Genomic DNA, 25,167 nt, shown 5'->3' with positions numbered 1-25,167 from the left:
ATGCAGTCGCACCCCTCCCCCGGTGTCAGGATAGTTGTCGCCTGATTGGATTCACTCACACTGAACCCCGGGGGCGGAACGAGCTATGCAATGCCGCGTTACTCTGCTGAACGAAAAGCCACCCTGCTGAAGCAGCTGCTACCTCCGGTGAACCTGTCTGTGCCTGAGCTTGCTCGCCAGGAAGGGATCTCCGAGACAAGCCTGTATGCTTTGCGTAAACAGGCCCAGGCTAAAGGAGCTCCCGTGCCCAGAGACAAGAAACTGCCCGATGACTGGTCGGCCGAAGCTAAATTTGCCGTCGTGCTGGAAACCGCTGCGCTCTCGGCCGTCGAGCTGAGCGAATACTGCCGGCGCAAGGGGCTCTACCCCGAGCAGGTGCAGACCTGGCGTCAGGCCTGCATCAGCGGTCAGCAATCAGCTCAGGCTCAGCGACAGGCCGAGCGGGAGCAGGCCAGGGCGGACAAGAAGCGCATCCGTGAACTGGAACGTGAACTGCGCCGCAAAGACAAGGCACTGGCCGAGGCTGCGGCCATCCTGGTGTTGCGAAAAAAGCTCAATGCCTACTGGGGCAACGACGGCGAGGACAACTGACCTCGCTGCCAGAACGGCAGCAATTCGTTGACTGGCTGAACGAAGCCGTCACCGCCGGCGCCCGCAAGACGGTGGCCTGCAAGGAGCTGGGCGTATCACTGCGCACCCTGCAACGCTGGAGAGAAGTGGCCATCATACGTGCCGATGCCCGCACCACCACCGAGCGCCCGGTGCCACGCAATGCGCTGAGCCCGGTCGAGCGCGACGCCATCCTGGCGGTTTGCAACAGCCCGGAATATGCGCACCTGCCACCCAGCCAGATCGTGCCGCGATTGGCGGATGCCGGGCGCTATCTGGCCTCGGAGTCGACGTTCTACCGCGTCCTGCATGCCGCTGGTCAGCAACAGCGCCGCGGTCGCAGTCAGCCGCCGCGCACCGTGAAAGCGCCGACCAGCCACGTGGCAACCACCGCCAACCAGGTCTGGTCATGGGACATCACCTATCTGCCGGCCGCAGTGCGCGGCCAGTATTTCTATCTGTACCTGATCGAGGACATTTACAGCCGCAAGGCGGTGGGCTGGGAGGTCCACGAAAGCGAAAGCGGCGAACTCGGCGCCCAGCTGCTGCAGCGCAGTGTGCTCAGTGAGCAGTGCCTGCTCAGACCGCCGGTGCTGCACTCGGATAACGGGGCGCCGATGAAGTCGGCGACCATGCTACAGAAGATGTCTGACCTGGGCATCATGCCGTCGCACAGTCGCCCGCGGGTGAGCGATGATAATCCGTACTCGGAATCGCTGTTCCGCACGCTGAAATACTGCCCGCAGTGGCCGAAGCGGGGCTTTGCCGACCTGGAGGCCGCGCGCCGCTGGGTCAGGGATTTCATCCGCTGGTACAACCAAGAGCACCGGCACAGTCGCATCGGTTTCGTGACACCGGCAGAGCGTCACCGCGGTGAAGATTGCCTCGTGCTGGCTCGCCGCCATGCGCTGCACCAGGCAGCCCGAGAGCGGATACCCGAACGCTGGTCAGGTGCCACACGCAACTGGGAACCGCTCGGGGCTGTGGCACTCAATCCCGAGCGGGAGCCTGCGCGACAGCCGCTGATACAGGCGGCCTGAAAACACAGTCGACGCGACAACTATCTTGAAAAACGCCGCTTCCATTGTTGCCTCCTTTGGTTGTGGGCTGAGAAGAGCATATATCCAAGTTAATTGCACGTCAGTCAACTATTTAGCAATAATGCATTTTTCCTGCTATTTAATTGATTTTAGTGCAAAAAACATCTAGTAAAGTTTTTAGTTTTCACCGAAATCAAGATGGTTGTATGCTTGCAAAAGGAATAGCTGCGATTGTTTTTAGAGAGGAACGCCGTGATTCGATATCATCTCAAGCACCTTATCGCTGATTTGGAACTCAAACTTGGCCAGCGTGTTAGCCTCAAGGAGATCTCTGAAAAAACGGGAATTCATCTGTCGACTCTCTCCCGGATCGCCAACCAAAAGGCAGCAAACACAACGATCGGCAACCTAGAAAAAATTTGCCTGTTTTTCGATTGCTCGATTGGTGACTTGGTAGAGATTTTGCCGGACCAAGAAGGAATATCCCAGAAGCAGGCAAAATAAGACCAATGGTCAAGGCAGGAGGGCGGGGGAGGTGAAAGATACCAGTTTTTTTGGTTGGCACCTTTTTTGATCTCCTTAACCTGCCGATTTGAAAAGGACGGTGCATTGTCTGTGTCGGGCGGTGTGATTTTGGTATGACTATTGGCTCAGGAATAAAGTTCATTTCCCTGGAGCCAGCAGTCAAGATTTGGCGGTGCCAAAAATGCTGGGCATGCATTGGGCACCAGATGGGCACAACACAAAAAGGGTTAGCTCGTTTCCGAGCTAACCCTTTGATTTCTTTGGCGCGCGATACAAGATTCGAACTTGTGACCTTTGGCTCCGGAGGCCAACGCTCTATCCAGCTGAGCTAATCGCGCATGCGGAGGGCAGTTATACGCCAGCCGGCGGAAAAAGGCAATGGTAAAGTCATTGCGGCAGACCGAAGCGGCTACAGCCCGATGCTTCGCTGCCGCCAGGACTGCGGAGGAAATGTTCCATGTTGCAACTGCAAAAAATCACGACGGTTTACGACGATTGTGAAGACCGTGTCCAGCTTTGCGGTGAATTGGCCAACGGTGAAACCCTGCAACTGTGGTTGACGTTGCGTCTGCTCAATCGATTGGTGGCCCATCTGTGTCATCTGCTCGAAGGGCAAGGGGCTGACGATCTGCAAACGCAGGTGCGCAACAGCTTTGCCCAGCAGGCTGCTGCTCAGAGCCACACAGGTCAGGCGCCGGTGCAACTGCGGCAACCCAAAACCCGTTTTCTGGTGCATGTGGTTGACGTGGTCCAGCGGCCCGACGCGTTGCAGTTGCTGTTTAAGGAGGGCTCTGCCAGTTCTGTTCCGGCCGTCAGTCTCAATCTGCAGCACAGCCAACTGCGCCAGTGGCTCAATATCCTCTACAACCAGTACCGGCTGGCGGGCTGGCCCTTGGGTGTCTGGCCGGAATGGGCTGCGCTGGAACCAGGCACCACCACTAGCCCTGCGCCCGTTTTGCACTGACGGCCGGGGAGGTTGCTGTGCCGTGTGCAGGGTTTATCGCCGTATTGGCTGATAGTAACGGTCGTTGGGTAAACTTTGGTGAAGGGTTGGCCGATATATTACTCAAGAGCAGAGGGAATCCGGGCAACGGAAAGCGTTGCAACAGCGTGGCTGGAGTGTCTTAGGCCGCTTGGCAGCAGGGAGATGGACATGCGACTGACGGAAATGACGCAGAGCGGGCAGGCACCGCAGCAGCGTGTGATGGCCGGTCAGATTCGTGGGACCGGCGATTTTGCGGCACTTTTTGCGTCGGCGGTGCAAGGCGATGCGTCGGCAGCGCTGGCAGATATGGCGCCGCTGATGCTGGCCAGCAGCCGGCAGGTGTTCGCGGTGGGGTCGCCGGAGGTGTGCGAGAGTGCTTCGCTGGCGTGGCAAGCGGGTCTGGCGCACTACCGTGCGGCGACCGTTGAGCCGCAGTCGGAGCGGTCGGCGTCGCTGGCAGGGGCCCTGCGGCAGATGGAGCAACAGCGGCAGCAGGGTACGGTGACAGGGGCGGAAAAGGGCGCGGTGCTGGAGTTGGCAGAACGGGCAGCAGCGCGTTACGATTTGAACCCGGCGTTGGTGAAGGCGGTTATCCAGGCGGAAAGCGGTTTCAATGTGCGGGCGCAGTCGCATGCCGGGGCGCAAGGTCTGATGCAGTTGATGCCGGGGACAGCACGTGATCTGGGGGTGAGCGATCCGTTTGAGGCGGAGCAGAACGTGATGGGCGGTGCGCGCTATTTGCGTCAGCTGCTTGACCGCTTCGAGGGCAATCTTGACCGAGCGCTGGCGGCCTATAATTGGGGCATGGGCAATGTGGAACGTAAGGGGCTGGCGCGGATGCCGCAAGAGACCCGCACCTATCTGGCGCGGGTAAAACAGTATCAGGCAGAATTTGTCTGATATGCTTGCTCCATCCTGTGAGCGAAGGCGCCATGCACCAATAAAAAACGGACCAACTTGGTCCGTTTTTTATTGGTGCATGGCGCCTTCGTGGCAAGGGTCAGGGGCGATCCTGCGGATAGGTGGAGTTGAAACTGTAGGAAGACACGCGACCATCGGGATTGAAGCGGATAACCAGATCGCGGGTCTGGGTATTGCCGAACAGAGAGTAGCGGTAATCGCCATAGGTCCAGGTCTGCTGACCGTCTTCCACGCCGGTGCGCCAGGGCTCCCCGAGGTAGCCAAGCAGGTCGGCCTTGGTGGTCTGGCCGATCTTGATCTGTGGCACGGCGGTGACATTGAATGGTCGGCCGGCGCTCATGCAACCGGTCAGGGTAAACAGACTCAAGGCGATAAACAGGGTGTAGACGGGGCGCATGCGATTTCTCCTGACGTGAACGTTCCGAGGGATTTGGAAAGCCTTGGTTGGCGCGGATCAGCCTGGTGGCGCCCGCCATATCACAAGGCGGCAACGACGGCAGAATAATCCGGCCCGCGGTCCTTGGCAATGGCTGTTTGGCTGTGTCAGGGGCAGGTTAAAGAGGTCTTTTTTGCCGTGGCTGAACGCTTTGCGCTAAACTTTGAAGCGGCTATGGCCGAAAGAAATACACAGGTGCCCGCGTCGTGGGTGCAGGCGCTGAGCGGCCTTATCATGAAAGGCCGACATAATATGAACAGAATAATGGGAGGCGCGTCATGGCGGAAATTTCCTTTGGCGGATTGGCAACGGGGTTGCCGACGGAGGATCTTGTTACCGGCCTGATGGCGATTGAACGTCGACCGCTGGAGCGGCTGGAAGAGCAGAAGAGTTACGAGACGGAGCGGCTGAACGCCTACGCTCAGTTTAAGGGAAAGCTTGATGGCCTGCGCAGTGCCGTGAGCGGGCTGAGCCTGACCAGCCAGGTGCGAACCACGGCGACCCAGGTGGCCAGCGGTGCGCCTTTCAGCGCGACCAGTTCTGCGGCGGCGCCCGGAAGCTACGATCTGGCCGTGGTGCAACTGGCCCAGGTGCAGAAGACAGTGAGTGGTGGATTTGCCTCCGATAGTCTGGCGTTGCTGGGAAGCGGCTCTTTGACCCTGGGTGAAACGGTCATTACCATTGACGAGACCAACAACAGTCTGCAGGGGCTGGCGGCGGCCATCAATGCCACCAGTGACGCTTCTGGTGTACAGGCCACGATAATCAATGATGGCAGTTCCACCAATGGCTATCATCTGGTGCTGACGGGCAAGGATGCGGAAACCGCTTTCACACCGGTGGTGGATTTGACCAGCGGCGGTGAGCCGGTGGAGCTGGGACTGACAACAGTGCGTCATGCACAGCAGGCCGAGGCTTACGTCGATGGCATTCGCGTTGTCAGCAACAGTAACCGCCTGACCGGCGTGATTGCCGGCCTGACGATTGATCTGACTGGCACCAGTACGCAGACCTCGGCCGGAACGGCTGAGGAGGGTGTGCCACCTCATGAATGGGCTGATCCGCCCCAGTATCAGACCAGCAATCTGACGGTGACAGCGGATACCGAGGCGCTGCGCAGCAAGGTGCAGGATTTTGTCGATGCCTACAACGGCGTGATGGACTGGATTTCCGCCGGCTACCCGGAGTTTGGCGCCGCTTCAACAGCGTCGACGACAGAAGAGGGCGAGGACGCGGCGGACAGCAACAGCCTCAGCAGTCTGCTGCGTGGTGATGCCAGCATCAACAGTGTCAAGCGGCAGTTGCAGGGGCTGCTGTCGACAGTGGTCGACAGCAGCGGCGCGCTCAGCAGTCTGTCGCAACTGGGCATTTCAACCCAGCGCGATGGCTCCCTGAGTCTGAATGCGACTGAACTGGAAAAACAGCTCAGCAGCAACTTTACCGATGTTGGCAAACTGCTGGCCGGTGATGATGCGGGCGAAGGGGTGATGAAGAAATTCAACAGCGCCCTGCTGCAGCTGACCAGCACCAGTTCGGGGCTCTATGCCGAGAAAAAGACCCGCTACGATGCCGCCGTGGCACGGCTCGACAAACAGATTCTCAATACCGAGGCCCTGATGGACAAGAAAGAACTGGCCCTTCGCGAGCGCTTCAACGCGATGGAATTGCTGGTCAGCAGTATGAATTCCCAAAGTAGCTTTCTGACCCAGCAGATGGACCTTCTCTCCAACATGATGACGGGGAATAACTAATGAATGCCTACACGCAGCACTACCAGCAAAACCAGATTTTGACCGCTTCGCCCGAACAGATTCTCATCATGTTATATGACGGGGCGATTCGTTTCACCCGTCAGGCCATGCAGGGAATCGAGGGCAATCGGCCATCGCTCAAGCTTGAAGGCATCAGCCGCGCCATGGCTATCATTGCCGAGCTGGCCAACACCCTGGATCATGAGGTGGGTGGTGAGATTGCTGCCAATCTCGATGGTTTGTATCATTTTATGATGCGCGAGCTGACGACGGCGCGGCGTGACAACGACCTTGATCGGCTGAAAACGGTGGAGCATCTGTTGCTCGATCTGCGGTCCACCTGGGTTGAGGCTATTGCCGTGGCGCGGCAGGAGAAGGCCGGTCCATCGGTAGCGGCACCTCAAACGGAGGAACCGCAGTACCGATCGATTTCGGCGGCAGGTTAGGCGGCGCGATGTCCGATCCGCTAACGGAGGAGTTGCAGAAGACCCTGCAGGCCTCGCTGACCCGTTATCTCGCCATGGAGGCTCTGTTGCAGCGGCTGGAGGCCGCACTCGCCGGACCGGAGGAAGCGTTGCCGCCCCTGGTGGTCGAGCTGAGCCAGGCCCAGCGGATTCTGGAGCGCGAGGAGGAGCCTGTTGCCGTTCTGCTGCAGCAGGGTGCGGCACTGGTACAGCATCCGCTGGCGCGGCAGCGTCAGGCGGCCATGGCGCGGGTGCTGGAATTGAATCGTTTGCTTTTGCCCAGAATCAATGGCATGATGGCGCTCCTTTCCCATGAACTGAAAGAGTTGCGCGACGGTCGAACAGGTATTAGCGGCTATCGATCGACGGGGGCGAGCGCCCGCCGCGAACGAATCACTGCTTGAATCTTGCCGGCCCCGGCCGTCACGCTTGCACTGGCTTGACCTGAAAAAGCCTGGAGTCGAGACGCCGTGGCGGATTTTGCCCTGTTCAAATATCTCGAAAAGCCCGCTTTGCTGCGGGTATTCCTGCTGCTGGAGGATGGCAGCAAGGAGCGCCTGGAGGCGGTGGCCCGTATTATTGCCGCGCCTTATCTGGAACTGAAGTTTCGCCCTGATGAGTTGCCGTTGAACCGGGTACGCATCGGGGCGAAACTGCTTCTGTCGCTGGACACGCGGGTGGGTACCGTGTCCATGTATGCCCATATCGACGAGATCACCAGCCCGCGGGTGCTGCGCGCGCTGGCGCTGGAAACCTTTTCTTACAGTCAGCAGCGGGAATATTTTCGGGTTAATGCCGCCATCAAGGTGGTGTATAACCGCCTGACCCCGGGCAGTGCCACGCCGCCCTTGCGGGTGCCGACATCCTCGATCAATCTCAGTGGCAGCGGCGTGCTGGTTGGCTGTGAAAACAAGCTGCCCGAGGGCGAGCTGTTTGAGTTGGGCTTCTACCTGCCGGAGCAGGAGCCGTTTTGGTGCACTGCTCAGCTGGTGCGGCTGGATACCAAGCTGCGCGGTGGCTTCGAGGCGGCTTTCAAGTATCTGCAGATCGAAGCGGAAAACCGTGACCGGCTGATTTCCTTCTGTTTGGCTGAACAGCGCCGGCAGTTGCGCACCAAGGTGCAGGTGGCCGGTTTCTGACCTTGGTGGTGGCGCCTGCGTGGTGTCTCGCCGCGCTTTCGTTCTTCAATCCTTCCCTGCTTTTCGGTCCCTGATTCGTTTCGGAATTGCCTTGGGGCGTCGCCATGGATGTCATCACCCCCGTACCGCCGCCCAGCATCACGCTGCAGCCTGTCGCGCCGACGGCGCAGGCGGCCGATGCCCTACAGCAACAGTTGCAACCCTACCAGTTCATTCCGGCGACCATTGTCGAGCAGGAGGGGGGCCGTGTGCTGCTTGATCTGGGGCATCAGAAGCTCTGGGCTCAGGCGCGCAGTGAGATTCCGCTGCCGCTGGGAACACCTTTGCGCCTGCAGGTGCTGGCGACCCAGCCGCAGTTGCAGCTGCAGGTGTTGCCGCAGGGACTCGATGCTCATCTGCTGCGGTTGTTGCCTCTGTTCAATCGCCAGGTGCCGATGGGTGAGCAACTGGCACAACTGCTGCTTCCGACCGCGCAGCCGGCGGGCAACAGTGCCCTGCCGCCGGCTCTGCAGCAGCCGTTGCAGCTGTTCGCCGCCCTGCTGCAGGGGCGCCCGGCGTCTGTCGAGACAGCGACAGCCCAGGCCATGCCAGGCCGGGAAGGCGGGGTCTCACCGCAGATTCCCGGGACGCAAAATGTCGCGTCGTCGAGCCCGCTTCAGCCCCAGGTCGCGATGCTGTTGGGGGCGGAGCAAAAGGTGTCTCCCGTGGTGGGCCAGACCGCGCCAGCCTTGCTGCGTCAGGCGCTGGCGGCATTGCCCCCGGTGCCAGTGGCGCCGGGCGGGACATTGGTTGGGTTAGAGCCGGCGGTTCAGGTGTTAAACACGCTTTTGCAGGTTCTGGAACCGTTGGCCAGTGGTGGGGCGTCGTTCCAGGGGGCTGCCCTGGCCGCGCCCAAGCCAGCGCTGCTGGCGGCTGACGAGGCCGTGGCACGCTTGCAGCAACTGCCGGAGACGGCGCGTGCCGAGCTGTTACAACTGTTGCCGCAACTGGAAGCGGTCCTGCCGACGGTTTTGCCGGAGCATGCGCCTGGTTCGGCGGAGCTGGAAGCCGCCCGAGGTCTGCTGCAACAGCTGGCGGTGTTGCTGACCGGTCGCGGCGCCAGTCTTGGTCCCGCAGCGGCGGAGTTGCTGCCGCCGCCGGCCGAACAGTTGCAGCAATTGGTGCGGATGCTGGGTCTTGACCTGGAAGGGCGCCTGTTTCATGGCGCGGTTGAAGAGGCGCGCGCCAGCCTGAAGGGGTTGCTGCTGGGGTTGCAGGATCAGCTGGAGGCGGGGCCGCAAAAGGAGGGGGTTCAGCAGCTGTTGCAGCAGCTGGAATTGCTGCAGCTGTGCCGGGCTCGGCTGGCGCAGGATGGCTTGATCTTTTTGCCGTTGCCCTTTGATGGTTTGCAGCAGGGCTACGTTTTGGTGGAGGAGCATGCGGCGGATGCTGACCGATCGCAGCGTCGAAGTTACAGTGTGCAACTGAATCTGCGTTTAAGTCAGCTGGGTGATCTGAACGTGCACCTGCTGCTTGAGGGACAACAGCTGTTTGTGCGATTGTGCTGCGCCAGCGAGGACAGCGCGGCTGTGATGCGCGCCAGCCAAGCCGGTCTGGAACGGGCGCTGCAGCCTCTCGGCCTGCGTTCGTTGCAGGTGGCGCTGGGCGCGCAGTCGCCTGAGGCGCTGCTGGTGCAGCGCTTGGCGCCGCAACACCATTCCTTTGTGGACCGGCGGGTGTGATGATGCCCCCGGTGCGTGAAGATTCCCAAGGGAGCGGAGTTGCGCCGCTCAAGCGGGCGGTCGCCATCCGCTACGACCGCGATCAGGCCGATGCGCCGGTGGTGGTGGCCAGCGGTCAGGGCCAGGTGGCCGAACGCATCATTGCCTTGGCGATTGAAGCGGGTTTGCCCATCACCAGCGATCCTGATCTGACTGAGCTGCTGGCCAAGATTCCTCTGGGGGCGGAGATACCCGTGGAACTCTACCAGGCGGTGGCTGAGGTGCTGGCCTATGTTTATCGTCTTAACGGCACGTCAGCGCGCTGATCGCCTTCGCGGATCTGTTGCTTTTTAGCCGGACACTTGACGCCAGTATCCCGATCATCGTTCCGATGTTTTGTATGCACACCTCAATCTTGCGACCTCAGTCGATTTGATTTCTGAACAGGAGCCCCTTCATGGCTGTACTGACGGACAAGGGGCGCGGTATCCGCGCCATGTTTGACGCCATTGCCCCGCGTTACGATCTGCTCAACCGTTTATTATCCCTTGGAATCGATCGGCGCTGGCGGCGGGTGGCGGTGGGACAGCTGCGGGTGCCGCCCGGCGGCCTGGTTCTGGACATGGCGGCCGGCACCGGTGACGTGGCGCTGGAGATCGCCAGCCGCACGCCGGATTCGGTGCGGATCATCGCTGAGGATTTTACCCAGGGCATGCTGCTGGCGGGTCGCCCCAAGCTGGCTGCCTCGCCTTACGCCCAGCGGATTGGATTGGTCAATGCTTCGTGCGAGGCCATTCCGCATCCGGATGGGTTGTTCGATGGTGTGACCATCGCTTTTGGTATCCGTAATGTGGTAGATCGCGCTCAGGGTTTGCGTGAGATCTGTCGTGTGCTCAAGCCGGGCGGGCGGGCGGTAATACTGGAGTTTTCCATGCCGGCCAATCGGTTTTTTGGGGCCCTTTATCGCTTTTATTTCAACCGCGTGCTGCCCTTTGTGGGTGGACTGCTGTCACAGCGGTCCGCCTATCGCTATCTGCCGGATTCGGTGGCGGCTTTTCCATCTCAGCAGGTCTTTAAGCAGATGATGGCCGAGGCGGGCTTCAGTGGTCTTTACCACCGAGATCTGACCTTTGGCATTGCGACGGTTTACGTCGGCGAACGACCGGTCTGAGGCGCGCAAGGTCTCAGCCGGCTGGAAGCGCTGCCGATAGAGGGCAGGCTGCCGGTGGAAGCTGGAATCTTGGGGGAATCGCTTGAGGGCGGTTCCCTTTTTTTGTGTTGGTGACGGGTAACCGTCCGGCTTTTTATCCTTCAGGGCTTGGTGGTGTTGTCGGGCCGGTTGAACAGCAGCCGGCGCGGTTCATGAATGAGGGTGGTGGGGAGATCGATTGTGCGGCGCAGGATGTCGATGAGTTTGGTGGACACCGAGTCGAGGGGCAGCATTTCAACTTCGGGCTCGCGCACCGGGCCACTGACAGAGAAATGAACGGTAACCAGTTTGTTCTCGCTGCCGGTCAGCAACCAGCCGGCCACGGGCACGCGCGACAGCAGGCTATCGACGGTTCCCAGTGGGCTGATCGCCAGTAACAGATCAAGTTCCTGCTGTGCCAGTTGATAATCGCCGGCGACGGCCAGGTTCATGGCATCGCTTTCGATCAGCAGGTTTTCGCTGTGCAATCGGCCTTCGCCCAGCTGGATGGTGGCGCCAAGCTGTTTGAACGGCATGCCTTCGCGGGCCATGTCGGGCAACTGGAAGCGGAACAGCTGGGCGACATTGAGAAGGGAGAAGGCACGTGACAGGGTACGGAAACGGCGCAGGACGCCGTCCTTGATCTGCAGGCTGACTTCGCCAAGGGCCTGTTGACGAAACTGGCCGGTCAGGGGGCCCTGCAGGCGAAAGGCACTGGTAAGTTTGCCGCTGACCAGTCCCTGTTCGTCGAACAGTTGCTGGTAAATGGTGCCGGCGCGCAGGCGCTGAACGCGGCCATCGACGAACAGGTGGGCGTGGGGCTCGCTCAGGCGCACGATCAGGCGGGCATCGCCGTGACCGCCATCGGCATGAAATTGCAGTGGCTCCAGACGCAGCTGGCCCGGCTGAATGTGCAGCAGGGCGTTGGCATCGCTGAAGCTGAAGCCTCGGAAGATGCCGCGAGCGATGTGACAGTGCAGCCGCAGGGTTTCGTCTTCTGGCAGGATTTCCGGGACGGGAGGAGGGATGCTGTTGCCTGGCCCGGCCAGTGATGCCTGGGGGGCGGATTCCGGCGGGTCGACGGGCCTGTCGTGCCACAGGGCGATGACCTCGTCGATATTGCCATAATCGGCATCAATGTTGAGATCCATGTCGGGGCCGGCGAACAGCAGGGTGCCCTGTACCCGTGCCTGTGTGCCCTGGGCCAGGCGGACTCGGGCGTCGACGAAATCGATGCCACGGGCATGGATGCGCAGATGGCCGATAAGATCGTGCAACTGGGCCTGGCGGGAGTTGAAGATCAGGTCACTGGCGGGCATCTGCGTTAAAACCGTGCGGATGTCGGCGATAGGGGCGCGTAGATCGGCGATGCGGGCACGGAGCCGTAACGGTGACCCTTCACCCAGCAGCAGATCAAGGGGATCGCAGTGGGCCTGCCAGTCGTTGAGATGAATGGTGCCATGAATCTGGTGCAGGGGTGCCAGAATGCGTGCGGGAGCGATGGCGCAGCCATTGAGGCGCAGCTGGCCCTGGCCGTGCAGACCGCTGGCATTCCGGCGCAGACGGTAGTCCAGGGCGACCGGCCCGCGCAGTTCCATCAGCTCCAGCAGGTCGAAGCGGCGGGCCAGCCGTTCCAGAGCGAAGCTGGGCAGCTGCAGCTGCAGCTGCCAATGGTGTTTCTGGCGGTAATGGCCATTGAAGCGCAGATCCAAGTCATCAAGTTGCAGCCGGCCGTCCTGTAATTGCCAGTCGGCGGTGCTGGTGTCGCCAGAGGGGGCGGCGGCGCGGTTCGCCAGCAGCGCATCCAGGTGGGAGCAAAGGTCATCGGCCGGCAGGCGCAGGCTGGCGCTGGCGCTGGCCGTCGCGCCGGGCGCTTTGCGCACGATCCGGGCCAGGTCAAGTTGGGCGGCCGTCAGGTCGAGCTGCAGTTGCCACTGGCGTGCTGTGTCAGCGGGGTGTAGCTGTAACTGTAGGGGGCCTTGCAGGTCAAGCTCGGTGGTGCGGTAACGCAGTGGGTTGCTGTGCAGCTGCCAGTGCGGTCCCTGCTGTTCGATGTGCAGCTCAAGCGCCGTGTTGGCAGCGGTAACGGCGGCGAACGCCGGCAATTGCAGCGACCACCGGCTGCGTTGCAGCAGGGTTGTCAAGGATTGACGCAGGCAACCAGCCAACTCCAGCTGACGGCAGTGCAGTTGAGCACCGTCGAGCCAGGCCGGCCACGGACTTGTGGTTGCTGGCGCCAGCCAGGGCTGCAGGCTGGCGAGTCTCAGCGGTTGGCTGTGCAGTTGCAGCTGCAGTTGCTGGCTGTCCGGCTGCCAGCTGCCACTGGCCTGGAGCTGCAGGGGGCCCGCATGGAGCTCAATCTGGCGCAGCTGCAGCCGGTGCTGCCCCGCCTGCCACAGCCCATTGATCTGCACCCGTTGCAGGGGAAGGGGCGCCCGTTCGCCCCATTGCAGGGTCGGAATGTTCTGTGGCCGGTCTGGCTGCACCCGCAATTGAAGTGCCAGCGCTGTTGGGTCGGGGCTGTGCAGGTCAAGATCGAGATGTACCGCTCCTTGGGGCTGCAGGGGCTGTCCGGCCAGTGCCATGGCAGGCAGCTGGCCGCTGTCGAATCCGTCCAGCTGCACATGCAGGCGCAGCGGGTCGCGGTCGGCGTTGGCGTGCAGCTGACCGTTGAGTTGCCAGCGGCCGGCGCTGCTGTTCTGACCCGTCCGGCCGATGTGTCCCTTTGCCTGGAGTTGCAGCCACCCCGTTGTCTGGACAGAGGCCAGATTGAGCCGATCGAACTGCAGTACCCAGGGGCTGCCGGCCAGTCGCAGTTGGCCCTGGTCAATTTGCAGGTGCTGCCACGGGGTGCGGTGGTGCCATAGCTGAGCCAGTCGTTGCTGGTATTCCTGCCAAAGCTGGTCAGAAAGATGGGCAGTCGGAGCGGGCGCTGGCGCAGCAGCCACTGGCTCGGCGGCCTTGACCGGGGTGGTAACACCAGCGGCGGGCGGTTGCCAGTAAATGTCCGGCTGGTGCAGATGCAGGCGGCCGGCGTGGATCTCGCCGCGTAGCAGCGAGCGGCCATCCAGGTGCAGCTGCAGCCGGGGCGACTGCAATCTCAGGCCCAGTGCCGGCAGGGCCAGTTCGATTTGCCGCAGTTCAAGACCGGGGCCGCCGCGCAAGGCCAGCTGGGCACTGGCAAAACGCAGCTGTACGCCACTGCGTTGCTGCAACTCGTCCAGCAGTAGCTGCTGTAGTCTGCCGCTCTGGCTGTGCCACAGAGCGACCAGGCCGGCAGCGCCGCACAGCACAATGGCCAGAGCGGTCATTAGCAGTGACCGGAAGCGGCGTCGCACCGGGCGGGGGGGGACGGGATGGCGACTGGGTTGAGAGCTGGTCATTGCGGAAGCAGCCTTGCCGCGCCTGTGCCGGCGCTGCCGGCGCAACGGGCCGGGCAATGGGATTTGCAATTCAATCAGGGGGTTGCTACCATGCGCCGGCCCTGGTGGCGGGGACTTGGGCGTGTTGATATTCTGTTGTATAGCAGAAATGGCAGGCGAATGAAAATACGACGCATCGAAATCGTCGGCTTCAAATCCTTTGTCGACAAAACCGTGCTGGTTTTCGATGCGGGCATCAGCGCTGTTCTTGGGCCGAATGGCTGTGGCAAGAGTAATCTGGTGGATGCTCTACGCTGGGTGATGGGCGAGCAGAACGCCAAGAATTTGCGTGGCCAGGTCATGGAGGATGTGCTGTTTGGTGGTAGTGACAGCCGGCGGCCTCACGGTCTGGCCGAGGTGTCGCTGGTGTTCAGTCACAGCGCCGAGATTCAGCACCCGCTGGTCAAGGATTTCAATGAAATCATGGTGACCCGGCGGCTTTATCGCAACGGCGAGAGTGAATATCTGATCAATCGGGCGTCCTGCCGGCTGATGGACGTGACCGAGCTGTTCATGGATACCGGCATCGGTGCGCGGGCCTATTCGATTATCGAGCAGGGCAAGATCGGCAGCATTCTGCACGCTCTGCCGGAACAGCGTCGCAGCCTGATCGAGGAGGCGGCCGGTATCACCAAATACAAGGCGCGCAAGAAGGCGGCGCTGCGCAAGATCGAGGCCACCCGGCAGAATCTGGTGCGGCTGGGTGACCTGATCGGTGAGCTTGAGCGGCAGCTCGGCAGCCTGCAACTGCAGGCCGAACGGGCTGAGCAGTACCGCCGGGTGCGGCGCGAGCTGCGCGCGCTGGAATTGCTGCAGGCCTGCCACGAATGGCGCCGACTGGAAGCGGCCGTGCAGGACGGTTGCCGGGCGGAGCAGGAGCTGCAGCTGCAGCTGACCAGTCATCAGGCCCGTATTGATCAGCTGCAGCTGCAGCTGGAGAAAATTCTGTTGCAGCGTGCCGAGGCCGAACAACAGCTGCAACAGCTGCAGCAGCAGGTGCTGCAGCATCGCAGTGATGCCCAGCAGTGTGACAACGACATGCGCCTGTTGCAGCAGCAACAGCAGAACCTGCAGCGGCAGCGGCAGGAAGGAAGTGGTGAGTTGCAGCAGGCCAGCCAGCGGCAGCAGCTGGCCGAGCGTCGGCTGCAGGAGTTGACGCGGCAGCTCGACGATTTGGGTCGACAGGCACGGTGTGCCCAAGAGGATTGGCAGCAACACCAACAGGCCTTGCAGACCGATTTGGAGCTTGACCGCCAGCAGGGCGTGGCGCTGCAGACGGCGCGTCAGCAGTGGCAACAGGCCAATCAGGAGCTGCTGCAACGCCGGACGGCCTGGGCGCGGCTGGAGCAGCAGCAAACGACGGCGGCTGAGACGGTACAACGCCAGCAGGTGGCGCTCGACGCTTTGCAACAGCAGGGCACGCAGCAACGTCAGACATTGGCGGCGTTGCAGGCCGAGGTAGAACAGTTGCGGCAGGCTCGTCAGCTCAGCGAGCAACAGCAGCAGCAGGCACTGTGCCAGCGCGATCAGCAGCGCCAGCAGGTGCAGCGGGCTCGACAGGTGCAACAACAGGTGGCCGCCGAGCTGAATCTGGTTCAGTCGCGCCATCAGTCGCTCCATGAACTGGTGACGGGTGGCGAGGATGTTGGCGCCGATACCCGTGCCCTGCTCGCCGATTCGCAGTTGTGCCAGCTGGGCGTTGCTCTGCTGGCCGATGGCCTGCAGGTGCCGGCGGAGCTGGAAGAAGCTGTGGCGGTGGCGCTGGAACAGCAGCTGCAGGCTGTGGCGTTCGACAGTGTCGCGGGGTTGGCGACTCTCTTGGAGCAGCATGATCTGCCGGGCGGCAGGCTGCAGTTGCCCAGGCCGGCCCTGACGCTAGCCAGGGCGCCGGCCGGTGTGCCGCTGAGCGATTGCCTGGTCGGTGATTCTGCCGTCGCGGCGGCCTGGTTAAATGGCGTCTGGCTGGTTGAAAGTCTGTGGCCTTTTCTTGATCAGCCACTGGCAGCGGGGCTGACGCTGGTAACGAAGCGGGGTGATAGCCTGTGCTGGCGCGGCCGGCTGGTGCTGGCTGGCCCGCAGTCGACTGGCCAGCTGTTGCGCAACCGCCGCCGGCTGACGGAGTTGGCGCAGCAGGTCGACCAGCTGCGCCAGCAACTGGAACGGGAGACGGCGCAGGTCGAGAGCCAGCAGCGGTTGAGGGATACGGCGGAACAACAGCTGCAACACTGGCAGCAGCAGCTGCAGCAGCTGCAGTTGCAGTTGCGTGGGCAGGAGAAGGAACTGGAGCTGGCCCAGCGCAATGAGCAGCAGCTGGGCCAGCGGCTGGAACGTCAGCGGCAGCAGTTGCACCAAGCGCGGCAGCAGCGGGATCGGCTGCAAGAACAGGAACAGCAGGAACAAGCGGTGCTGGTGCAGCTGGAAGCGCACTGTCGTGAGTTGCAGCAACAGATCGATGCCCAGGAGCAGCAATGGCAGCAGCAACGCCAGCAACTGCAGCAGGCCCAGCAGCAGCTGGCCGGTTTACAGGAACAGGCCGCCCGGGCGGGCGAACAGGAAAAGGCGCTGCAGCAGGAACGCCAGCGGGAACAGCGGATTCTGGCCGAGCAACAACAGCGCCAGCGGCAGTGGCAGCAGCGGTTGGCTACGCTTGAACAGCAACAGGCGCAGCAACAGACCGAGCAGGTTCGCCTGCAACAGCGGTTGGAGGTGTTGCTGACGCAGCTGCAGCGCGATGAGGAGCGTCTTGTTCGTCAACAGCAGCAGGCAGGTGATCGTCGCGCCGAAGGAGACGCGGCGGAAACGGCTTTGCGGCAGCTGCGCAGCGCCCAGCAGCAACTGCAGCAAGAACTGGTGCGTCAGCAGGGTGGCGTTGAGCGGCTGCGGCAGGAGCAGCAAGCCTTGCGGCAACGCATGGAGGAACGTCAGCCGGAAAACCTGGCGCAGCTGGCTGCTGCTGCGCTGGAACCGTTGCCGCTGGATGCCGATCGCCGACTGCGGCGATTGCGCGAAAGTCTCGAAGGCTTTGGCGAGGTGAATCTGCTGGCCATTGACGAATATGCCGCATTGAATCAACGTTACAGCTTTCTTGCGGAGCAGCGGCAGGATCTGGAGACCTCGATTAATGATCTGCAGGCGGCTATCCAGCAGATCAACCGCACGTCGCGCCGGCGCTTCCGCGAGGCTTTCGATCAGATCAACGCCTGTTTTCAGGAGATCTTCCCCCGGCTGTTTGCCGGTGGTCGCGCTGCCCTGCAGCTGACCGATGAAACGGATTTGCTTGAAACGGGTGTCGATATTATCGCTCAGCCGCCCGGCAAGAAGCTTCAAAATGTGATGTTGCTCTCCGGTGGCGAGAAGGCGCTGACCGCCGTGGCGCTGATCTTCGCTATCTTTCAGGTAAAGCCATCACCGTTTTGTGTGCTCGATGAGGTTGACGCGCCGCTGGACGAGGCCAATATCGGTCGTTTCAACGACATGGTGCGTGAAATCGCCCGACAGTCGCAGGTGATTCTGATCACTCATAATCCGCGGACCATGGAGATTGCCGATCAGCTGTTTGGCGTCACCATGGAGGAGCCGGGTGTCTCGCGGCTGGTTTCGGTGCGTCTGAGCAGCCTGGCACCAGAGATGCGGGGACAGGCTTAAGATGGCCTTCGCACGGATTTTTTCCTGTTTGCGGCAGGCGCCGCCGGGGTTGCTCTGTGCCCTGGTGGCTGACACTGAAGGGGAAACAGTGGCGGACTGGGTGGCACAGGGGTCGCCGGAGGCCGCCCGCATATTGGCGGCCCATCTGGGAATTCTGCTGCGCTATAGCCAGGCCCCGGCAGTGCAGCTGGCGGCTGGTGCGCCGCAGCAGTTGTTGGTACATACCGAAGCGGCGGTTTGGTTTGTGCTGTCGCTGACTTCGGAGTATTATCTCGCCGCTTGCTGGCGACCCCAGGGTGTTTGCGCTCATCAGTGCCGTTTATTGCGGCAGTGCGGCCTGGCTCTGCGCCAGGAGATTCTGTTTGGCTGATTTGCCGGAAAATAAGAGGGTGCGGCCTGAGCCCAGGGCTGTACCGTTTTTTCGTGAGGATGGAAGACATGGAATGGTCTGAACGCATGGAGCAGCTGTACGCGCTGATTGGTCATCTGGTGCAGCTGTTGGCTTTGTGGTGGCAGCAACTGGCTGAACGTCTGTGGCTGCAGCGCGAGCAGTTGCGGTTGTGGCTGGAACAGCTTGGGGTGCCGGCGGAACAGAGCCTGATAGTGCTTTACGCCTGTGCCTATCTACTGGTGACCCTGCTGGTGGTGTTGCTGGTTTGGCGAGTGATGCGTCGCCGTCGCCCCGTGACAGGCCGGCCGGCGCCACAGCAGCCGTCGATCGCGGCGCAGGATGCGGCCGCCGTAGCCACAAAACCGGTGGCCGGTGAAGCGACAGAAGCCGTGACCCGCATGGCCGAAGCGCCGCTGTCACTATTTGAACGGATGCGCCGTGGTCTGGCCAAGACCCACGATGCCCTGTGGGGTCGGCTGGATGCGGTGCTGGGCCGGGCCGAGCGGATCGATGCCGCTGTGCTGGAGGAGTTGGAGGAAATCCTGATCACGGCCGATTTCGGGGTCAAGACTACCACCGCTCTGATGACGGCTCTGCAGCAGCGGGCTCGCAGTGCCGAGTTGACGGCCGAGGCAGTCCGGGCGGTGTTGCGCGAGGAGATTCTGGCGCTGTTGCGCGCCGAGGTTGCGCCTCTGGAGCTGTCAGCCAGCCAGCCTTTTGTGCTGTTGGTTGTCGGTGTCAACGGTGTTGGCAAGACCACCACCATTGGCAAGTTGGCCCAGCAGTTCAAAAAACAGGGCCGTAGCGTTCTGCTGGGGGCGGGCGATACCTTTCGCGCCGCGGCCGCCGAGCAGCTGGCGATCTGGGGCGAGCGGTGCGAGGTGCCGGTGATTCGGCACAGCGAGGGAGCTGATCCGGCGGCGGTGGCCTTTGATGCCGCCAAGGCCGCAGTGGCACGAAAGGTTGATTTGTTGATTGTCGATACGGCTGGCCGACTGCATACCAAGGTCAATCTGATGGAAGAAATGAAAAAAATCCATCGTGTGCTGGGGCGCGAAATTGCCGGCGCGCCGCATGAGACGTTGCTGGTGCTTGATGCCAGTACCGGCCAGAACGCCCTGGTGCAGGCGCGTCTTTTTCAGCAGGCAGTGGGGGTCGGTGGCATTGTGCTGACCAAGCTTGATGGTACTGCCAAGGGTGGTGTTGCCGTGGCGATTGCGGCGGAACTCGGTCTGCCGGTGCGTTACATCGGCATTGGTGAAGGCATCGATGACCTGCGTCCTTTCGATGCCGAAATGTTTGTCGATGCCCTGTTTGCCCCACCGGCGCGTTCGACCAGTGAGCAATCCTGAATGTCCCCTGCGCCGGAAACTGTCAAGCTGCTTGACTTTTGATGGCGCTTTTCCTAACCTTGTGAGGATGATCGAAGAAATGGCTATGAATCTGGATATTTTAGTCCGTTTGGAAGAAAAAATAGAGCGTTTGCTGGAGCGCAACCGGCAGCTGGAGCAGATTGGCCAGCAGCTGCGCGATGAGAAGACCAGCCTGGAGCAGGAGCGTGACTTCATGGTGCAGGAGCTGGATCGTCTTCTGGGAAAGTTTGATTTTCTGGATCAGGAGACCTCTTGAAACATCGCGTCGAAGTGGAGATTCGCGGTCAGCGGTACAGTATTCGCAGCAGTCGCTGTGATGACGACATCCGGCGGGTGGCGCAGTTTGTCGACCAGCGGGTGGCCGAGGTGCTCCAGGCCGGCGCGACAGTGGACAGTTTGCAGGCGACGGTGCTGGCCTTCATGAATGTGGCCGGTCAGTACCTCGACCTGCAGCAGCAAAACCAGATGGCTGAGGATCTGCAGCAGCGTCTGGATCTTCTGGAACGGAAACTATCTGCGGCATTGGCCTGACCTTTTTTCGATAAAGGTCGCGGATGCCGATCACGGCCCTTCGACTTCGATCATCCTGATCGGGGTGCGGTAATCACGACAGCATGGCAGAGGAATGCCCACCGGGTTTTCCGTACGACTGCCTTGTCCCTCAGCGCAGGTTCTGGCGTGCCTTCGGGCAGGCTGGAATCGAGAACCTCTCCCCGGTGCGCTATCCCCCTTGCTCTGCATTTTGTTTTTTGCATCCTTGTTTCGCGTTCCATGCTGTTGCCGTCTGCCTGCTACGAATGTGATCTGTGGCACTCAGCTCTGGGCGCCGCTGTACCACGGGGGCGGAAGTGGAAACCAAGACACAGATCCGCCGGAGTTGTCTGGAGCGACGGGCCGGGCTGCCGGCTTCTCGCCATGCCTGTCTGAGCCGGCAGGCACAGCAGCGTCTGGCAGATTTGGCCCTGTTTCGGCAGGCGCAGACACTGGCTCTGTACTGTCCGATCCGAGCTGAACTGGATACTCGCTGGTTGCTGCAACAGGCCCGTGAGGCTGGTCTGCGGGTGGGGTTGCCGCGGGTTCAGGGTGATCAGCTGCATTTTTTGCGGTGCGATAATCCGGCAATGCTGTGCCCTGGCTGTTTCGGGGTGCCGGAGCCGATGGCGGGTGAGTTGTTGCTGCCTGAGCAGTTCGATGTGGTGGTGGTTCCTGGCGTGGCCTTCGATCGTTGGGGAGGGCGACTGGGCTATGGCAAGGGATTTTATGACCGTTTTCTTTGCCAGTGTCGGCCCGACGCGATGCGGATTGGCCTGGGATTTTCCTTTCAGTTGTTGCCCCAGTTGCCGTGCGAGCCGCATGATGTGCCCTTGCAGGCGCTGGTGACGGAGAATGAGGTATTGTTTTTTCACGCTCCACCCGCTGTGGGGGAGGGTGCTGACCTGCAACCGGTGACGGACATTTGAAGGTCGCCAGCCACTTCTAGTTATTGCTATGGGCTGGCTTGGATTTCGGTTGGGTAAGCGATACAGAAACGATACATGAATGCGGTCGCGCGGTAGCGCGCCGCCGGAGGATTAAAACGGTATGGACGCAGGAACCTTTTTTCTGGTGCTCCTGGCGCTGGGCGCCGGCGGTGCGGCCGGTGTGGTGGTGCGGCAACGGATGGACGCGGCGCGGTTGGGCAGTGCCGAGGATATGGCCAAGCAGCTGGTCGATGCGGCGCGTAAGCAGGCTGAGAGCCTGACTCGCGAAGCCCAACTCCAGGCCAAGGATCGGGTGCTGCAGGCCCAGGCGGAGTGGGAGCAGGAGGCGCGTGAACTGCGGCGCGAATTGCAGGCACAGGAAAAGCGGCTGATTCAGCGCGAGGAGAATCTTGATCGTAAAGATCTGGCGCTGCAAGAGCGCGAGAAGGAGGTGCAGGAACGTGATCGGGAGTTGAGCCAGCTGCAGGTTCAGACGCAGCAGCTTCAGCAGCAGGCGCAGGATTTGGTGCAGAAGCGTCAGGCCGCTCTGGAGGAGATCAGTGGTTTAAGTGCTGAAGAGGCATTGAGACGGCTGATGGCTGGGCTGGAAAGCCAGGCACGGCATGATGCCGCCAAGCGTATCAAGCAGATCGAGGATGAGGCTCGCGAGAACGCCGACAAGAAAGCCAAAGAGATTTTGTCGCTGGCGATTCAGCGCTATGCCGGCGATTATGTGGCAGAAAAAACAGTCAGTGTGGTGCCGCTGCCGTCTGATGAAATGAAGGGCCGCATTATCGGACGCGAGGGGCGCAATATCCGCGCCATTGAAGCCGCGACCGGTATTGATCTCATTATTGATGATACACCGGAAGCGGTCATTATTTCCGGCTTTAACCCGGTGCGGCGTGAAGTGGCACGTCTGGCGCTCGAGCGACTGGTAACGGATGGTCGTATCCATCCCGCCCGTATCGAGGAGATTGTGCGCAAGGCCGAGGAGGACGTTAATCAGTCCATTCGCGAGTCGGGCGAGCAGGCCACCTTTGATGTCGGCGTTCACGGAATCCATCCGGAGATTATCAAGTTGATCGGCCGGCTTAAATACCGCACCTCTTATGGCCAGAATATTCTCAAACATTCGCTGGAGGTCGCGTTTTTGTGCGGCATTATGGCTGCCGAGTTGGGCATCAATGTCAAGCAGGCCAAACGAGCCGGCCTGTTGCATGATCTGGGCAAAGCCGTTGATCATGAGGTCGAGGGCTCTCATGCCCTGATCGGAGCCGATCTGGCCCGCAAGTACGGTGAGGCTCCCGAGATTGTGCATGCCATTGCCGCCCATCACGAAGAAGAGAAGCCGACCACGATTCTGGCCGTGCTGGTGCAGGCGGCTGACGCCCTCTCCGGCGCCCGTCCCGGTGCCCGCCGCGAGATGCTGGAAACCTACGTCAAGCGTCTGGAGGAACTGGAAAAAATCGGCACCTCGTTTGAGGGGGTTGAGGGTTGCTATGCGATTCAGGCGGGTCGCGAGATTCGGGTGATGGTTTCGAGCGAAGCGGTTTCTGACGCTCACGCGCATGTGTTGGCGCGAGAGATTGCCAATAAAATCGAGGAGCAAATGACCTATCCGGGTCAGATCAAGGTCAATGTTATTCGTGAGACGCGGGCGGTGGATTATGCCCGCTAAGGGCAGTCCTGCGATCGGGAGACGGGCATGAAGCTGTTGTTTGTTGGTGACGTGGTCGGTCGCGCCGGCCGGCAGATCCTGGCCCGTCAGCTTGATCGACTGGTGGATCGACATGCCATCGATTTTGTTGTGGTCAATGGCGAAAATGCTGCCGGCGGTTTTGGCCTGACTCTGGAGGTGGTCCGCGAATTTCGTCAGCTGGGTGTGCAGGTGATTACCTCGGGCAATCATATCTGGGACAAAAAGGAATTTTTGCCGCAGCTTGATCGTTGCAATGACGTGCTGCGGCCGGCCAACTACCCGCCCGGTGCGCCAGGTCACGGCTTCGGTCTGTACGAAACGGCGGCCGGCATTCGGGTGGGTGTGCTGAATCTGGAGGGGCGGGTCTTTATGAGCAACCTCGACTGCCCCTTTCGCTGTGCCGATGCCTGTCTGGAGCAGATGGCCGGGCGAGCGGATCTGATCTTGGTTGATTTTCACGCTGAGGCCACCAGTGAAAAAATGGCGCTGGCGCATTATCTTGATGGCCGGGTGGCGGCGCTGATTGGCACACATACTCATGTGCCGACGGCTGATGAGCAGATTTTGCCTGCCGGCACTGCCTATCAGACAGACGCCGGTATGACAGGTAGCCGTGACTCGGTTATTGGTATCGCCAAGGACATTGCTGTCGAGCGGTTTGTGACCCAGCTGCCGGCCCGTTTTGAGGTGGCAAAAAGGCAGCCGGTGCTGTGTGCCACCCTGTTTGATCTGGACGAGGATCGCGGCCTGGCCCGCGGCATTGAACGCATTTTTTGTCGGGAAGAAGCATGATGAAATCTGTTGCTGAACAGATGGCGGTAATCCGCCGGGGCGCCGTGGAGGTGCTGGTCGAAAGCGAGTTGGAAGAGAAGTTGCGCACGGCTCTCTCGGAGGGCAGGCCTCTACGGATCAAGGCCGGTTTTGATCCGACCGCGCCCGATCTGCATCTGGGACATACGGTGCTGATTCAGAAGCTTAAGCAGTTTCAGGATCTCGGCCATCAGGTGCTGTTTCTGATCGGTGATTTCACGGGCATGATCGGCGATCCAACCGGCAAAAATGAAACCCGCAAGCCGCTGACGCGTGAACAGGTGCTGGCGAACGCCAAAACCTATCAGGAGCAGGTGTTCAAGATTCTTGACCCGGCCAAAACCGAGGTGGTGTTTAACAGCAGCTGGATGGGCCAAATGTCGGCAGCCGATCTGATCGCTCTGGCGGCCAGCACAACTGTGGCGCGGATGCTTGAACGGGATGATTTTCACAAACGCTTCGCAGGTCAGCAGCCGATTGCTATTCATGAATTTTTGTATCCGCTGGTCCAGGGTTACGATTCTGTCGCCTTGCAGGCCGACGTCGAATTGGGTGGTACCGATCAGAAGTTCAATCTGCTGATGGGACGTGAGCTGCAGAAGCAGCGGGGGCAGAATCCTCAGGCTGTGGTTACCATGCCGTTGCTCGAAGGCCTCGACGGTGTCAACAAAATGAGCAAGTCCCTCGGCAACTATATCGGTATCACTGAATCGGCTAAGGAAATCTATGGCAAGGTGATGAGTATTTCCGACACGCTGATGCTGCGTTACTACGAATTGCTCTCTGATGTTGATCTTGCAGAACTGCAGCGTATCCGTCAGGGGGTCGCGGGCGATCCTGCCGGAGCCCATCCGATGGAAAGTAAAAAGGCTCTAGCACGAGAATTGGTTGCCCGCTTTCACGATGCGCAACAGGCTGATGCGGCCGAAGAGCAGTTCATTCAGCAGTTCCGCCAGAAAGAGATACCTGATGATCTGCCCCTGTATCGACTGGAAACCTGTGAACCGGTCTGGGTCTGCCGTATTCTGCTAGAAGCAGGGCTGATCAAATCCAACGGTGAAGGCCGGCGGCTGTTACAGCAGGGCGCCGTGAAGCTTGATGGTGACAAGATCGACAATCCTGAACTTGAATTGGTCCCAGGCACAAGTGGAGTGCTGCAGGCTGGCAAGCGCCGCTTTGTGCGCTTCGAACTCTGCTGACGAACCATTGTCGTTTAGTGGTTGACAGTAAGCAGACTCCTCGGGTATAAAACGCTTCCTTTCGACGACGAAAAGGCTCCGTAGCAAAGGAGTGATGAGTAGTCAGAAGAGGCGCCACCGGCGGCAAGCCTGGCTGGAAGGTGGGGAGAAAAAAGCGGAACAAGACGCTTGACACAGCGGGGGAGAATGGATAGAGTTCATTCCCGCTGCCGCAACAAAGGCAAGAAGGCAAAGCGGTAGAGAACAAGACTCGATCTTTGAAAACTAAATAGCAGACGCAAAGATAAATTTGCGGGAACCAATCAAGAACAACAAGAGTAAAGAATCAATACGATTCAGTTATATAACTGGAGAGTTTGATCCTGGCTCAGAACGAACGCTGGCGGCGTGCTTAACACATGCAAGT

22 protein-coding genes, 1 tRNA gene and 1 rRNA gene are annotated in these 25,167 nt (G+C 60.7%); 21 read left to right on the top strand and 3 right to left on the bottom strand.

Annotated elements, in window-relative coordinates; genetic code table 11:
• Positions 1-90 precede the first annotated feature (90 nt).
• Positions 91-1,649, top strand: a protein-coding gene (locus BLR80_RS12240) for an IS3 family transposase (protein ID WP_092080717.1) whose coding sequence is annotated in 2 segments (ribosomal slippage) — positions 91-553 and positions 553-1,649 — 1,560 coding nt in all. Because the reading frame shifts where the segments join, the coding sequence is not laid out codon by codon here.
• A 252-nt stretch (positions 1,650-1,901) separates the two neighbouring features.
• Positions 1,902-2,153, top strand: a complete 252-nt coding sequence (locus BLR80_RS12235; RefSeq protein WP_092080720.1) for a helix-turn-helix domain-containing protein — start codon at positions 1,902-1,904, stop codon at positions 2,151-2,153.
• 282 nt (positions 2,154-2,435) lie between these two features.
• On the opposite strand, the gene BLR80_RS12230 is transcribed toward BLR80_RS12235, so the two are convergent.
• Positions 2,436-2,512, bottom strand: a tRNA-Arg gene (locus tag BLR80_RS12230).
• Between the two features lie 119 nt (positions 2,513-2,631).
• Between BLR80_RS12230 and BLR80_RS12225 the strand changes: the two genes are divergently transcribed.
• Both BLR80_RS12225 and BLR80_RS12220 read left to right on the top strand, forming a co-directional pair.
• Entirely contained in the window at positions 2,632-3,138 is a 507-nt protein-coding gene (locus tag BLR80_RS12225) for a hypothetical protein (RefSeq protein ID WP_092080714.1), read from the top strand.
• A 189-nt stretch (positions 3,139-3,327) separates the two neighbouring features.
• Positions 3,328-4,059 (top strand): lytic transglycosylase domain-containing protein, encoded by a 732-nt coding sequence (locus BLR80_RS12220; protein WP_245691532.1) that lies wholly within the window; start codon positions 3,328-3,330, stop codon positions 4,057-4,059.
• A gap of 100 nt (positions 4,060-4,159) precedes the next feature.
• Here BLR80_RS12220 and bamE read toward each other — a convergent pair whose 3' ends face one another.
• On the bottom strand, positions 4,160-4,477 hold the full coding sequence (gene bamE, locus BLR80_RS12215; protein ID WP_092080708.1) for an outer membrane protein assembly factor BamE domain-containing protein: 318 nt from the start codon (positions 4,475-4,477) through the stop codon (positions 4,160-4,162).
• 317 nt (positions 4,478-4,794) lie between these two features.
• On the opposite strand from bamE, the gene fliD reads away from it, so the two are divergent.
• The 7 genes from fliD to ubiE all read left to right on the top strand — a co-directional run bounded on the left by fliD (position 4,795) and on the right by ubiE (position 10,741).
• Positions 4,795-6,267, top strand: coding sequence for a flagellar filament capping protein FliD (gene fliD / locus BLR80_RS12210; protein ID WP_092080705.1), 1,473 nt, complete (start codon positions 4,795-4,797; stop codon positions 6,265-6,267).
• Entirely contained in the window at positions 6,267-6,713 is a 447-nt protein-coding gene (gene fliS, locus BLR80_RS12205) for a flagellar export chaperone FliS (RefSeq protein WP_092080702.1), read from the top strand. Before fliD ends, fliS begins: the two co-directional genes overlap by 1 nt.
• Positions 6,714-6,721: 8 nt before the next feature.
• On the top strand, positions 6,722-7,135 hold the full coding sequence (locus tag BLR80_RS12200; protein WP_092080699.1) for a hypothetical protein: 414 nt from the start codon (positions 6,722-6,724) through the stop codon (positions 7,133-7,135).
• A 66-nt stretch (positions 7,136-7,201) separates the two neighbouring features.
• Positions 7,202-7,870, top strand: coding sequence for a PilZ domain-containing protein (locus BLR80_RS12195; RefSeq protein WP_092080696.1), 669 nt, complete (start codon positions 7,202-7,204; stop codon positions 7,868-7,870).
• Positions 7,871-7,974: 104 nt separating this feature from the next.
• Positions 7,975-9,591, top strand: coding sequence for a flagellar hook-length control protein FliK (gene fliK / locus BLR80_RS12190; protein WP_092080693.1), 1,617 nt, complete (start codon positions 7,975-7,977; stop codon positions 9,589-9,591).
• Positions 9,591-9,896, top strand: coding sequence for an EscU/YscU/HrcU family type III secretion system export apparatus switch protein (locus BLR80_RS12185; protein WP_092080690.1), 306 nt, complete (start codon positions 9,591-9,593; stop codon positions 9,894-9,896). Before fliK ends, BLR80_RS12185 begins: the two co-directional genes overlap by 1 nt.
• Positions 9,897-10,027: 131 nt before the next feature.
• Positions 10,028-10,741 carry a bifunctional demethylmenaquinone methyltransferase/2-methoxy-6-polyprenyl-1,4-benzoquinol methylase UbiE gene (ubiE, locus tag BLR80_RS12180; protein ID WP_092080687.1) on the top strand — a complete coding sequence of 238 codons (714 nt, stop codon included), beginning with the start codon at positions 10,028-10,030 and terminating at the stop codon, positions 10,739-10,741.
• Positions 10,742-10,881: 140 nt separating this feature from the next.
• Here ubiE and BLR80_RS12175 read toward each other — a convergent pair whose 3' ends face one another.
• Positions 10,882-14,142 carry a DUF3971 domain-containing protein gene (locus BLR80_RS12175; protein ID WP_092080684.1) on the bottom strand — a complete coding sequence of 1,087 codons (3,261 nt, stop codon included), beginning with the start codon at positions 14,140-14,142 and terminating at the stop codon, positions 10,882-10,884.
• A gap of 159 nt (positions 14,143-14,301) precedes the next feature.
• Between BLR80_RS12175 and smc the strand changes: the two genes are divergently transcribed.
• The 10 genes from smc to BLR80_RS12125 all read left to right on the top strand — a co-directional run.
• A complete protein-coding gene (smc, locus tag BLR80_RS12170; RefSeq protein WP_171906451.1) occupies positions 14,302-17,826 on the top strand; it encodes a chromosome segregation protein SMC in 3,525 nt (1,174 codons plus the stop codon).
• A gap of 1 nt (position 17,827) precedes the next feature.
• Positions 17,828-18,196, top strand: coding sequence for a roadblock/LC7 domain-containing protein (locus BLR80_RS12165; protein WP_092080678.1), 369 nt, complete (start codon positions 17,828-17,830; stop codon positions 18,194-18,196).
• 68 nt (positions 18,197-18,264) lie between these two features.
• On the top strand, positions 18,265-19,569 hold the full coding sequence (ftsY, locus tag BLR80_RS12160; protein WP_092080675.1) for a signal recognition particle-docking protein FtsY: 1,305 nt from the start codon (positions 18,265-18,267) through the stop codon (positions 19,567-19,569).
• A 79-nt stretch (positions 19,570-19,648) separates the two neighbouring features.
• Positions 19,649-19,846: a cell division protein ZapB gene (locus BLR80_RS12155; RefSeq protein WP_092080672.1), complete on the top strand. Its 198-nt coding sequence runs from the start codon at positions 19,649-19,651 to the stop codon at positions 19,844-19,846.
• Positions 19,843-20,121 (top strand): cell division protein ZapA, encoded by a 279-nt coding sequence (locus BLR80_RS12150; protein WP_092080670.1) that lies wholly within the window; start codon positions 19,843-19,845, stop codon positions 20,119-20,121. The genes BLR80_RS12155 and BLR80_RS12150 overlap by 4 nt, the downstream gene beginning before the upstream one ends.
• A gap of 317 nt (positions 20,122-20,438) precedes the next feature.
• Positions 20,439-21,050 carry a 5-formyltetrahydrofolate cyclo-ligase gene (locus BLR80_RS12145; RefSeq protein WP_092080667.1) on the top strand — a complete coding sequence of 204 codons (612 nt, stop codon included), beginning with the start codon at positions 20,439-20,441 and terminating at the stop codon, positions 21,048-21,050.
• Between the two features lie 121 nt (positions 21,051-21,171).
• Entirely contained in the window at positions 21,172-22,731 is a 1,560-nt protein-coding gene (rny, locus tag BLR80_RS12140) for a ribonuclease Y (protein WP_092080664.1), read from the top strand.
• A gap of 27 nt (positions 22,732-22,758) precedes the next feature.
• Positions 22,759-23,544, top strand: coding sequence for a TIGR00282 family metallophosphoesterase (locus BLR80_RS12135; protein ID WP_092080661.1), 786 nt, complete (start codon positions 22,759-22,761; stop codon positions 23,542-23,544).
• Positions 23,544-24,761, top strand: a complete 1,218-nt coding sequence (gene tyrS, locus BLR80_RS12130; protein WP_092080658.1) for a tyrosine--tRNA ligase — start codon at positions 23,544-23,546, stop codon at positions 24,759-24,761. Before BLR80_RS12135 ends, tyrS begins: the two co-directional genes overlap by 1 nt.
• Before the next feature lie 344 nt (positions 24,762-25,105).
• Positions 25,106-25,167: ribosomal RNA gene (locus BLR80_RS12125) — 16S ribosomal RNA — on the top strand; the annotation flags it as partial.

It is taken from the genome of Desulfuromonas thiophila (genome assembly GCF_900101955.1).
GTDB lineage: Bacteria > Desulfobacterota > Desulfuromonadia > Desulfuromonadales > Desulfuromonadaceae > Pseudodesulfuromonas > Pseudodesulfuromonas thiophila.
This window is presented reverse-complemented; position numbering and strand designations above follow the sequence as displayed.